Source organism: Emticicia sp. CRIBPO (assembly GCF_009905725.1).
In the GTDB taxonomy this organism is placed as follows: Bacteria; Bacteroidota; Bacteroidia; order Cytophagales; family Spirosomataceae; genus Leadbetterella.
The window spans coordinates 209,517-221,282 of sequence record NZ_JAAAKV010000008.1 but is presented as its reverse complement, the minus strand read 5'-3'; the positions used below and the strand labels follow the sequence as shown (position 1 = coordinate 221,282).

The window sequence follows — 11,766 nt, the reverse complement described above, 5'->3', positions numbered from 1 at the left end:
ATTAATTCCCATGCAATTTCTCACGAATCAGCACTTCAAGATAGTTTCTGATGCCATCAATTTTAATTTGCGAAACTACATCTTCAGCAAAGGCCAGTAACTGCAGTTTAATGGCTTCCTGCTTGGGAATACCCCTTGACTGCATATAAAATATAGCGTCGTCGTTCAATTTACCTGTGGTGGTACCATGGGAACATTTAACGTCATCAGCCCAGATTTCGAGCTGCGGTTTTGTGTTCATGGTAGCAGAATCCGAAACAATCACGTTACGGCAGTTCTGATAGGCGTTGGTTTTCTGGGCATCTTCCTGAACAAATATCTTACCATTGAAAACACCTGTTGATTTACCCATCAGGATACCTTTGTAAAGCTCGTTGCTCTGACAATTAGGCTTTCTGTGGTCTACCAGGGTGTGGTTGTCGATATGTTGTTTTTTGTCAGGAATATACAATCCGTACATGTACGAATTAATGTGTTGCCCGTCAAGGATCAGGTTAAGGTTATTCCTGACAAAACCACCGTTGATGGTCACTGTAGCCGAATAAAAATAACTTCTGTCTTTCTGATACACCTGTGTTGTACCGATATGGAACGATTCATCGTTGTCATCCTGTACTTTATAATAATCCACTCTGGCGTCTTCTCCAACGATGATTTCAGTCACAGCATTCACAAAACCTGACTTTTCGCCCAGGGTTCTGAATGATTCTGCAATTTTAACTTCGGCGTTTTTACCGACTACCACGAGGTTTCTTACAAATGAACCTACATTTTCCTCTCTCACATCTCCGATCATCCTCATGATCACCGGTTCTTCGAGTGTCGTATTGTCAGGAATAAAAACCACCACACCGTCATTGGCCATGGCCGTATTGAGGGCGGTGAATGATTCAGTGATGTTATCCGTGAATTTCCCGTAATATTCATTCAGCAAATCCGGAAACTCCGTGATCGCCTGGCTTAAAGTAATGATCTTCAGTTTATCATCCGGAGTCTGTAAGGTAGAAAGCTCGGGGTGAAAAATACCATTAATAAAGTAAAGGATATTTCCGGCAAGATCAGGAATGGGCAATGCTGAAAGCTCATCTTCGCCGGCCTCACTTTTCGGGTGAAAATTATAAGATTTTTCTACCAGTTTTTTAACATTGGAATATTTCCATTCCTCATGTTTGGTGGTAGGAAAACCCAGGTTGGAGAAATTGTCCATTGCGAGCCTTCTCAACTGGTTGAAAGGTGTTTCAGCCTTCCCGTTCAACCCGTTTTGATACGCCTGAAAATCAGACAATAACTGAGTTTGCATATCTGTATTTGACATCTAAATTCTTTATTGGGTTAAAAATTAAGCCACTGAAGCTTCTGCGGCATCCGCTTCGGCCTTGATCCAATCATAACCTTTTTCTTCAAGCTCCAAAGCGAGCTCCTTCGTTCCTGATTTTACGATTCTGCCTTTGTACAATACGTGTACAAAATCAGGGACGATATAATCAAGAAGACGCTGGTAGTGAGTTACTACGATAAATGACCTGTTGGCAGAACGCAGTTCGTTCACGCCGTCAGCGACAATTCTGAGTGCATCAATATCCAATCCTGAGTCGGTTTCGTCAAGAAGACCCAGCTGAGGCTCAAGCATCGCCATCTGGAAAATCTCGTTTCTTTTCTTTTCGCCACCGGAAAAACCTTCGTTCAGAGATCTTCTGAGCAGCTGATCATCTATTTTCACAGATTTGGCTTTCTGCTTCATCAGTTTAAGAAACTGAGCTGCATCTATAGGATCTTTACCGTGATACTTTCTGATCTGATTGATGGCTGTTTTCAGGAAATTGACAGTGGTAACACCCGGAATTTCCACAGGATATTGAAATGCCAGAAAAATACCTTCCGCTGCTCTTTCTTCAGGAGCAAGTTCTAATAAATCCTTACCTAAAAATTCAACTGTGCCTTCTGTAACCTCATAATCCTCTCTTCCAGCCAAAACAGAAGCCAAAGTACTCTTGCCGGAACCATTCGGTCCCATGATGGCATGTACTTCGCCAGGTTTGACTTCAAGATTTATACCTCTTAAAATCTCTTTTTCCTCTACCCTTGCATGTAAATTACTGATTTTCAGCATAATAATAAATTTCAACGTTTTTTTTCGACCACAAAGATAGCACTAAATACTAAAATCATTGTGCTAATATTTATATAAACTCTAAATAAACGAACCACGTTCCCCAAAAGCGAAAAGATTTGACCCGAAAACAGGTTATTTCCTTTACTTTTTGGCAATTTCTTAACATTCAGGCAGCTTATATTAAGTGATCTTTACGAGCATCCCGCCCGATCCCCGAAAGTCTTCAAATTATGATGAATAAGTTTTTTTTTGAACTTAATTATAATAAATTTGTGCAATTCAAATGTTTCATCAATGAATTCCTTTTCGAAAATATACCTGCAGCTACTGCTATTCTTCATTGCTCAGTTTGGGTTTAAATGATTCCCGGTTAATCCCCCGGTTGTTGTTTATTTAATCATTTAAAAGATCATTTCCATGATACATAATACCAGTAATGAGGAAAAAGCCTCATCTATTTTCGTTTGCTCTGAAGTTTCAGCACTTAAAAGACTTTTAATACACAGCCCCGACAGCGGCCTTGGCAAGGTAGTGCCCTCCAAAGCCCAGGACTGGCTTTTTGAAGACATTGTGCATCTGGACACCATGCGTAAGGATGAGTACGATTTTTATGTTAAAATCCTGTTGTACTTTCTCGATACTGAAAAGATAAAAGGCAAACTGAACGACATTGATAACGACCTGTCCAGGAATTTCTATAAACCTGACAAGAAGGAGTATTTCAGGTCTGATAAGGTGATAGAATTTGAAACCCTGCTGGCCGATGTGCTGGATATGAACCAGGTAAAAACACAGCTGGTAGCGGCTGTTTGTGCCATTGAAGAGTGCTCTTATGCGGAAATGCTCAGTTTTATGACGCTTGATTCCATCGAGCTTTCTAAAATCCTGATTACGGGACTTACCTCTGAAGGCGAGATGTTCTTCCCTCCTATTCCGAACCTGATATTTACCAGGGACATCGGCATTGTGGTCAATGACCATATCATATTGAACAAGCCGGCCCGTGCTGCCCGTTCAAGGGAATCGCTTCTGACCAAGTATATCTTTTTTAACCACCCTTATTTCGAAGAGCTGAGGGGTAAAATCATCGAAATTGAAGAAGATGAAGAGCATTTCCTTTTGCCTGAAGACGAACAGGAGAATCGCATTGATACGCTGGAGGGCGGCGATGTGATGATGGTCGCCCCGGGGCATTTGCTGATCGGCATCAGTGAAAGAACGAGTGTGGAAGCCGCCAGGCAGGTCATCCGGAAGTTGCTGGAAAAGAATATTGTGAAGAAAGTAAGCCTGATCAAAATCCCGGCCAAGCGTGATTATATGCACATTGACACCATTTTCACCCAGATCAAGAAAAACGTATGGGTTTTGCTCGGCTCACTGGGCAGAACAAGTGACCAGGCTCAAAAAGAATCCGTGTGGGACGAAATCGGTCAGAAAACCAGCCCGGAAGAGATCATCATTAAGCAGTTTTATGCAGAAGATTCGCAGATCAAACACCGCTCTTTTGATAACCTGGAGGAATTACTCAAATACATTTCTGAGATTGACCTGAAATGCCAGGAGCCGGTGAAATTTGTGTATTCCGGCAACAATATATTCCCTTACGGGGCCCGTGAACAGTGGACGGACTCGTGTAATCTGCTGGTGCTGAAAGATGGCGTAGCTATCGGCTATGACCGTAACGACAAGACCAGCGAGGCGTTCAGAGCCAACGGTTTTTCTACCATCAAAGCAGCAGACCTGCTTCAGAAATTTGAAAACGACGAGCTGTCGCCTGAAACCCTGACCGATACCATTATCCTGTTGCCCTCTGCGGAGCTGTCGAGAGCCAGGGGTGGGTCACATTGTATGAGTTTACCGTTGCTAAGAGCTTCTGTGGACTGATAAAAAAGTATTTTTTCAAGATAATTTTCGGTTATATTTTGAAAAAAATGTAAATTTATTCCAAGTCATATACAGACTTGATCAATTTCAAAAACAAACTAAACATGCAAGAACAAATCACCTCAAATATCTTAATGATCAGGCCTGTCAACTTTGATTATAACGAAGAAACGGCCTACTCAAACAAGTTTCAGAAAAAGTTTGAGAAAGACGATTTTTTTGCACAGGACTCTGCCCAGGAATCGTTTGATTTCTTTGTAAAACAGCTTAAAATCAACGGTATCAATATCTTTCTTTATGAAGATACCCCCGAGCCGTTTACGCCTGACAGTATTTTTCCCAATAACTGGATTTCCATGCATTACAGCGGGAAGGTGATTCTGTATCCTATGGAGGCTGAAAACCGCCGTGCTGAGCGGAGATTGGACATTGTAGATGACCTGCGTAAGCACTTCGACCTGGATGTGGTGCTTGATTTTTCTCATTTCGAAAAAGAAGGAAAGTTCCTGGAAGGGACCGGCAGCCTGGTGCTGGACAGAATGCAGAGAATAGCCTATGCTTGCCTGTCGAGCAGAACCAACGAAGAAGTACTGAAAGCCTGGCAGAAACAGATGAACGGGTATGAAGTAGTGAAATTTCATGCCTCAGACAGGTTTGAGGAGCCTATTTATCATACCAACGTCATGATGTGTATGGGTGACAATTTCTGTGTCGTATGCCTTGATTCTGTCAAAGACCTGGATGAAAGACTTATGCTCAAACAAAAACTGGAAAGCTCAGGCAAGGAAATCATCGAGATCACGCTGGAGCAAATGGAGAATTTTGCAGGCAATATGCTTTTAGTCAAAAATAACCTGGAAAAGAAGTTCCTCGTCATGTCAGAAAGGGCATTGAACTCATTAACGCCTTTACAGGTCAACAACCTGGAAGAAAAAGCCGAAATTCTGGCCTGTGACCTCGGAGTGATAGAAACGCTGGGAGGAGGATCGGCCCGCTGTATGCTGGCAGAGATTCACCTGCCCAAACTCGAAAACTGATTTAACCGATATAGAAAAAGAAAAAGCCACGTGATGAACGTGGCTTTTTTAATATTATTCCCATTCTATGGTAGCCGGCGGTTTTGAGCTGATGTCATACACCACCCTGTTAACCCCTTTCACCCTGTTGATGATGGCATTGGATACATTGGCCAGGAACTCATAAGGCAATTGAGCCCAGTCGGCCGTCATGCCGTCCACGCTGGTCACTGCTCTCAGGGCTACCACGTTTTCATAGGTTCTTTCATCGCCCATGACACCGACACTCTGAACCGGTAAAAGCATAGCACCAGCCTGCCATACCACGTCATAAAGACCGGCATCCTTAAGGCCCTGGATAAAGATATAGTCCACTTCCTGAAGGATCTGTACTTTTTCAGGGGTGATATCACTCAATATCCTGATACCCAGACCCGGACCCGGGAAAGGATGACGACCCAGGATATGTTTCGGCATGCCCAATGAGGCCCCTACTTCTCTGACACCGTCTTTGAAAAGCAGTTTAAGAGGTTCTACGATCTTCAATTTCATGTAGTCAGGCAAACCTCCCACGTTATGGTGCGATTTGATGGTTACCGAAGGTCCTTTTACAGAAACCGACTCGATAATATCAGGGTAAATAGTACCCTGGCCTAACCATTTCACATCTTCTATTTTATGAGACTCATCGTCAAAAACATCAATGAACGTCTTGCCAATGGCTTTTCTTTTTTGTTCAGGATCAACCAAACCTGCCAGAGCATCATAAAAACGCTGTTTGGCATCTACTCCTATGACATTGAGGCCGAGGCCCTTATAAGAATCAAGTACCTGGTCATATTCATTTTTCCTGAGCAATCCGTTGTCTACGAAAATACAATACAGGTTTTCACCGATGGCTTTGTGAATCAATACCGCAGCCACTGACGAGTCAACACCACCTGAAAGCCCCATGACCACTTTATCGTTGCCCAAAAGTTCTTTAAGCTCAGTTACCGTCGACTCCACAAAGGACTCGGACGTCCATGACTGGCTGCATCCGCAGATATCCACCACAAAATTGTGAAGCAATTCCTTTCCGTGATCAGAGTGGGTCACCTCAGGGTGAAACTGGATACCGTAAGTTTGTTCATCTTTAAATGAAAACCCTGCCACTTTCACAGATTCTGTGGAAGCAATCAGTTCAGCACCTTCCGGAAGATCCGTAATCGTATCACCGTGTGACATCCACACCTGGCTGTTCAAAGGAAAATTCTTAAAAAGAGGATGAGCAGCGTTCAGTTCACTCACAATCGCCCTTCCGTATTCTCGGGTAGAGGAAGCTTTAACCTGACCGCCATTTTGCTGAGCCATCAGCTGGGCTCCATAGCAAACTCCCAAAACAGGCACTTTACCCCTTATTTTGGTAAAGTCGATATTCGGTGAGTCCTCGTCTCTTACCGAGCAGGGACTTCCGGAAAGGATGACACCTTTAATCTCATCTTTTATTTCAGGAATATTACTAAAGGGATGTATCTCGCAATAAACATTCAGTTCTCTTACTCTCCTGGCAATCAGCTGAGTATATTGAGATCCGAAATCGATAATCAGAATTTGTTCAGTCATTTCAGTCTTTATAAAGTAAATATTTTTGTCTTCGTTGTTATAAAATGCTTATAAATAGAATTTCCCTTATCCGTGTTCTTCAAAAACATTGATAAGCAGTTGTTCACGTAATTTTTAATCAAAAAAACCGGGGAAATTTCCGGAACCGGGCCCGCAGACAGAAAACCGGATGCTGCGGAGTTGTAAAGAGAAGAGATTGTGTCATTTTTCTGCATCAGGTCATTTTTTTGCACCATCTTTGGATAATTTGCCTTAGATTTACAGAGTAAAGGCAAATACAGAAAAACAAAAGCCGAAATTACACTTATTAATGAATTCATTTATTCTCTATGAATATCGCTGTTTATCTGGCCAATAAAATTCAAAACACCAGAAATCAAACCTTTTCTTCCCTGATCATCAAAGTCGGAATTGCCAGTGTCGCATTAGGGCTTTCAGCTTTGCTTATTTCCTTTTCCGTCTTATTCGGATTCAAAAATACCATCAAGAATAAACTCTTCAGTATCAGTTCCCATATTCAGGTCAGCAAAATTACACTTAATCGTTCGTTTGAAGAAGTTTCTATGACGATTAATTCAGAAATTAATTCATATCTGGCCAAAAACCCTGAAATCAGTACCGTAAACGTGGCCGCCAACAAGTCTGCGATCCTGAAATCAGAGACAGAAATCGCCGGAGTGGTGCTGAAAGGAATTGACAGGAACTTCAACTGGTCCACTTTTGACATGAATCTCTCTGAGGGAAAAGTCTTTCAACACAAGGATACGACCTATTCCAATGATATCCTGATCAGCAGAAAATTAAAAGACCAACTAAACGTCAAACTCAATGACGAAATCCTGATCTATTTTATCCAGGATCCTCCCAGAGCAAGGAAATTGCATATCACAGGCATTTATGAAACGGGGATTGAAGAAATAGACCAGAATTACATTATCGGTGACATTAACCTGATCCGTAAAATCAACGGCTGGAACGATAATGAAATCGGGCACTATGAAATTTACCTGAAAGATTTCAGTCATTTAGACCAGGTGGCGGCCCAGCTGGCTGACGACCTTCCGCAGGACTACCAGATCTCGCCTATCACCAAAATGCTGCCCCAGTTTTTTGAATGGTTCAACCTCCTGGACAGAAACATCATTTTAGTGATCATCCTGATCATTGCGGTGGCTTCTTTTAACATGATTTCAGTACTGCTGATCATGATCATGGAAAGAACACCGATGATTGGCCTTCTTAAATCCATCGGGGCTTTAAACAGCCTTATCAGGGGTATTTTTATCAGGAACGGCCTTAAAATCATCATCAAAGGCCTCCTGGCAGGAAACATCATCGGGCTGGGCTTGTGTTTTATCCAGGACAAATTCAAGTTACTTCACCTTGATCCGGAAAACTATTACATGAGCTTTGTACCTGTTGAGTGGAACTGGCCCGTTTTCATGATCGTCAATGTAGTAACACTCCTGATCATCGGCATGATCCTGATCATTCCTACTTTTGTCACTTCGAGGATCAGCCCTGTGGAAGCTTTGAAATACAAAGATTAACGCATTCCTTCAAATTCCTTTTCGATTTCGGCGATAGACGGCTCCCGTTTCATCAGCCTGCTTCTTTCTGCCGGTTCTTTTATCCAGCGATAAACCCACGAGAAGCCCCATTTACCTTTGAAATGGTCTTTTGAATCATATATCTTGTCTTTCAGGCTTTCTTTAAGGCTCACAAAAGTGTAATTCCTGTTTTGCAACGCGTTGGTGATCTGAGATAAATAATCCGTATTCAGACGATTGTCGTGGCACAGATAAATGTGGCTGATCTGCCTGCCATACAACTCCTCTGATATTTTTTCGAAGAAAGAAAACTGCTCGAGCGTATGACTTACGTATTTATCAGCAATCCGCCTGGCTGAAACCACGTCTCCTTTTTTCAGATAGTGCTCATAAAGACCGTTAAACATCCAATCCGAGCTTTCTACACTAAAAGGCGTATTAATGTATTTTTTTGACCGCAAAAAAGCCAGTATCTGGGCATGCTGAAGGCTGTTAGCTCCCAGGTCATTAAACGGAAATCTGAAATATTCCAGTTTTTTACGATATTTACCAGACAACCGGCGGGTCTGCTCCTCTCCTTTTATAACTTCTTCTTTATAGTTTTCAAGTGTCGATTCTGAATAATGAAGGTGATTGAAAGTATGGTTACCCGTAGTAACATACGGTTTTCTTATCCAGTTTTCGAGCAGGGTCAGGTTCTCAGCAAACGTTTCTGTTTTGTTCAGATGCCCTTCATTGATAAAGATGGCGACTGGAATATTGAGTGAATCAAGCAGCTTAAGAAATTTCGAATCCGATTTTTCTTTGATCCAGACGTTGGGCACGTCATCAATCGTAATAGCTACTTTTTTTTGTGCAGAAAGGCTTAAGGCAGTAAAGCAAAAGAAAATCAGGTATTTATTCATCAGTTAACAGGCTTTTTCATTTTATAAAATCAATTACAATAATAAGCCCGGCATTTTTTAAAACAAAAAAAGCATGCCGTTTATTTACGGCACGCCTTTTAAGAAGTATAGCTTCTGATATTAATATCTTTTCACTTTCACGGCAGAAAGACCACTTTCTACAGAAATGTATATCTTATTCGCCGCTTTGTCAAAATTATCGGTTTGCCATTTGCCGCTGCTTACTTTTGAAAAATCATCAAAATCTTTAGCGTTCAGGGCTCCGTCCATCACGATCTGACAGGCAGCAGATTTAGGAACCAGGATTTCGACTTTAGCCACACCGCTTTTTACCTTCACTTTAGATTCGGTAACAAGATCGCCCAACTTCAAATCGATGGAGGCAGCTCCTGTATTAATGTCCATGTTTTTGACTTTATAGCTGCTCAGATCGAATTTCACGTCGCCGGCACCAATATTAAGGTCAATATTCCATAGTGGTTTTTTGTTCAATTTAAGGTACACATCGTTGTTGATGCCTTTGTTACCCAAATTGATGTCCATGTCGCCTTTGTTCTTTTTAGACTTCATAGAGAACTCTATATCATGAAGGCTGCCAATTTTTTGCTCGCTGAGCTTGTAAGCCCCGCCACTCAATTTTGTTTTTGCTTCAAAAAGGTTCACCGGGGAGTCTTCCAGGTGGAATTCGGCAGCACCACCGCTGAAGTCAAGGGCAGCCTCCGTGATCTCAGGCTCCAATTTTACATTGAATTCCTGCTCAGTTCTGTTGCTGTCGCTGGTATACCCGTCATCATTGTAACTGTCGTCATCATTATCATCATAGTTATTATGATCGTCATCTTCGTCGTCCCAATGAAAATTAAGGTCGTCGTTTACTTCATCCCTTACCCTGTCTACCACATTAGAGGTAGTGCTGTAAATGGCCAGAGGAACAGCAAAAGCAATCAACAAGGCAGATGTTGCATTAAAAATGGTTCGTTTCTCGCTGAAGAACACTGCCACACCGGCCAATACAATCATGAGCGGCCAGAACTTTGCTACTTCCCTGAAAGAAAAGTCAAGGTTGAACCAATGGTAATTATGAGCCAGGAACAGGAATCCGAATACAATCAGAAGAGCCCCCCAAAATATATTTCTTTGCTTTTTCATTTTAGTTTTTTTGTTGGTTTAATGATCAGAAACCGGTGCTTTGTCCCGGGTCAGTGCCTGCTCCACCTCCAAAGTTCGAATTTCCACCAAAACCGGTATGGTCGTCATCTTTTTCTTTCACAATCAGCCAGACACCAAGACCTACGAGAATTAGGGGCCACAATTTGCCTATGTACGAGAATAAATTAATGTCGAAGAATGTTTTGAACGAGAATATCGCTCCCAATATGATGAGGATCAATCCTCCTACCATATTGCCGTTTTTTGATTGGTTACTCATTTTATTTTCTGTTTTAAATTGTTTTGTTTCATATATTAATTCAGGCTCTTCCTGATAAATTTCGTAGTCATATTTTTCCGGTAAGACCATCCATAAGATCACATAACCAATGAATGACGGAAACGGTGTAAAAAACAACACCACAAATAATATCCTCACAATGGTCGGGTCTATCTCAAAATATTTTCCTAAACCCAGACTCACCCCTCCCAAAAAAGTGTCTTTGTTTTTGATCCTATACAGTTTCTTTTTCATCTCTTTAAATTTAATAGGTTAATTGAACTGATTTGGGTAAAAATATCCATAATACAAGGTAAGGAATAACTACAGGTACGGGTGTAAAAAACAAACCTACCATAGCTACCCTTACGATGGTTACGTCAATGTCGAAGTACTCGGCCAGGCCTAAAGCTACTCCTGCAAGTTTACTGTCTCTTCCTTTGATTCTATATAATCGCTTATTCATAATTTGTTTTGTTTGATAATTCAAAGGTATACTTTTATAAAGTACTATGTTATGCAAACTACACAAATGGTAAGATAAAAGGATGAGTTGCAAAAATATGGTTTAAGGTTTATAAATTATATGTAACTACATACTTTTGGAGATAGCACGGGCGGGATATTTCAGTTCATTTTCACTTCAGAATTCAAGGGGATTTCAATCGGTTTCCAGGCTCTCCAGCTTATCCATCAGCTGGTCATACTGATTAAATCCGGGGCGTTCTTCTCTGGAACCTTCAAAGGCAAATCCGGCATCAGTAATCTCAGAAAGCTGTTCAGCGTCCACTGAGTAGCCAACCATCACAGGAAACAGGGCTGCAAGCTTATTAACCTTATTTAATACTTCATCGTCAATTTCATCCGCAATCAGGATAAAGTATTCAACAGAAGAAGAATAGATATTGAGTTTATCTTCCAGGAACGGGTCATTGACCGAAAGCTCCAGGAATATCCCTGTAAGACCAGAGGTAACCGATTCTTCACTGGAAAGCACATATCCGTCCAGCTGATAATCATCCTTCAGTGCTGTCAGTTCGGAAACATCCGTCAGGTGGGTATGTCCCAGCACCTTAATGCCGGTGAGCCAGTTTCTGATTTCATCAAAAGCAGGTTTGGGTAAAAAATGGGGGCTGTCATGATTCAGGTCGAAAGAAAGATATTCGACACCCATACCGGCACAATATCTGGCTTCTGAAAGGTTGGTTATATTTTTTACCAAAACGGTTCTGCTAAGCATAAATCTGTATTTTTTCTGCAAAAA

The 11,766-nt window shown here is 41.6% G+C and carries 11 protein-coding genes; 3 read left to right on the top strand and 8 right to left on the bottom strand.

Features of this window, described 5'->3' with window-relative positions:
* Position 1: 1 nt before the first annotated feature.
* Complete coding sequence (gene sufD, locus GVN16_RS17780) at positions 2–1,300, bottom strand: Fe-S cluster assembly protein SufD (protein WP_229244226.1); 1,299 nt, start codon at positions 1,298–1,300, stop codon at positions 2–4.
* Between the two features lie 39 nt (positions 1,301–1,339).
* Complete coding sequence (sufC, locus tag GVN16_RS17775) at positions 1,340–2,110, bottom strand: Fe-S cluster assembly ATPase SufC (protein ID WP_166565272.1); 771 nt, start codon at positions 2,108–2,110, stop codon at positions 1,340–1,342.
* 420 nt (positions 2,111–2,530) lie between these two features.
* Between sufC and GVN16_RS17770 the strand changes: the two genes are divergently transcribed.
* The gene (locus GVN16_RS17770; RefSeq protein WP_166565271.1) at positions 2,531–3,997 is read left to right on the top strand and encodes an arginine deiminase family protein; all 1,467 of its coding nucleotides are present in this window, start codon (positions 2,531–2,533) and stop codon (positions 3,995–3,997) included.
* A 104-nt stretch (positions 3,998–4,101) separates the two neighbouring features.
* Entirely contained in the window at positions 4,102–5,034 is a 933-nt protein-coding gene (gene ctlX / locus GVN16_RS17765) for a citrulline utilization hydrolase CtlX (RefSeq protein WP_166565270.1), read from the top strand.
* Positions 5,035–5,088: 54 nt separating this feature from the next.
* On the opposite strand, the gene guaA is transcribed toward ctlX, so the two are convergent.
* Complete coding sequence (guaA, locus tag GVN16_RS17760; protein ID WP_166565269.1) at positions 5,089–6,618, bottom strand: glutamine-hydrolyzing GMP synthase; 1,530 nt, start codon at positions 6,616–6,618, stop codon at positions 5,089–5,091.
* A gap of 329 nt (positions 6,619–6,947) precedes the next feature.
* Between guaA and GVN16_RS17755 the strand changes: the two genes are divergently transcribed.
* Positions 6,948–8,168, top strand: a complete 1,221-nt coding sequence (locus GVN16_RS17755) for an FtsX-like permease family protein (protein WP_166565268.1) — start codon at positions 6,948–6,950, stop codon at positions 8,166–8,168.
* On the opposite strand, the gene GVN16_RS17750 is transcribed toward GVN16_RS17755, so the two are convergent.
* The 5 genes from GVN16_RS17750 to GVN16_RS17730 all read right to left on the bottom strand — a co-directional run bounded on the left by GVN16_RS17750 (position 8,165) and on the right by GVN16_RS17730 (position 11,742).
* Positions 8,165–9,073, bottom strand: a complete 909-nt coding sequence (locus tag GVN16_RS17750; protein ID WP_166565267.1) for a polysaccharide deacetylase family protein — start codon at positions 9,071–9,073, stop codon at positions 8,165–8,167. The genes GVN16_RS17755 and GVN16_RS17750 overlap by 4 nt on opposite strands.
* A 120-nt stretch (positions 9,074–9,193) precedes the next feature.
* Positions 9,194–10,222, bottom strand: a complete 1,029-nt coding sequence (locus GVN16_RS17745) for a LiaI-LiaF-like domain-containing protein (RefSeq protein WP_166565266.1) — start codon at positions 10,220–10,222, stop codon at positions 9,194–9,196.
* Positions 10,223–10,247: 25 nt separating this feature from the next.
* On the bottom strand, positions 10,248–10,757 hold the full coding sequence (locus GVN16_RS17740) for a PspC domain-containing protein (protein ID WP_166565265.1): 510 nt from the start codon (positions 10,755–10,757) through the stop codon (positions 10,248–10,250).
* A 10-nt stretch (positions 10,758–10,767) separates the two neighbouring features.
* Entirely contained in the window at positions 10,768–10,968 is a 201-nt protein-coding gene (locus GVN16_RS17735) for a PspC domain-containing protein (protein ID WP_166565264.1), read from the bottom strand.
* 195 nt (positions 10,969–11,163) lie between these two features.
* A complete protein-coding gene (locus GVN16_RS17730; protein WP_166565263.1) occupies positions 11,164–11,742 on the bottom strand; it encodes a hypothetical protein in 579 nt (192 codons plus the stop codon).
* Between the last annotated feature and the right edge of the window lie 24 nt (positions 11,743–11,766).

Coding starts and splice junctions, on each gene's coding strand:
- sufD (WP_229244226.1), bottom strand. CDS start 1,300: ATGCAAACTCAGTTATTGTCTGATTTTCAGGCGTATCAAAACGGGTTG.
- sufC (WP_166565272.1), bottom strand. CDS start 2,110: ATGCTGAAAATCAGTAATTTACATGCAAGGGTAGAGGAAAAAGAGATT.
- GVN16_RS17770 (WP_166565271.1), top strand. CDS start 2,531: ATGATACATAATACCAGTAATGAGGAAAAAGCCTCATCTATTTTCGTT.
- ctlX (WP_166565270.1), top strand. CDS start 4,102: ATGCAAGAACAAATCACCTCAAATATCTTAATGATCAGGCCTGTCAAC.
- guaA (WP_166565269.1), bottom strand. CDS start 6,618: ATGACTGAACAAATTCTGATTATCGATTTCGGATCTCAATATACTCAG.
- GVN16_RS17755 (WP_166565268.1), top strand. CDS start 6,948: ATGAATATCGCTGTTTATCTGGCCAATAAAATTCAAAACACCAGAAAT.
- GVN16_RS17750 (WP_166565267.1), bottom strand. CDS start 9,073: ATGAATAAATACCTGATTTTCTTTTGCTTTACTGCCTTAAGCCTTTCT.
- GVN16_RS17745 (WP_166565266.1), bottom strand. CDS start 10,222: ATGAAAAAGCAAAGAAATATATTTTGGGGGGCTCTTCTGATTGTATTC.
- GVN16_RS17740 (WP_166565265.1), bottom strand. CDS start 10,757: ATGAAAAAGAAACTGTATAGGATCAAAAACAAAGACACTTTTTTGGGA.
- GVN16_RS17735 (WP_166565264.1), bottom strand. CDS start 10,968: ATGAATAAGCGATTATATAGAATCAAAGGAAGAGACAGTAAACTTGCA.
- GVN16_RS17730 (WP_166565263.1), bottom strand. CDS start 11,742: ATGCTTAGCAGAACCGTTTTGGTAAAAAATATAACCAACCTTTCAGAA.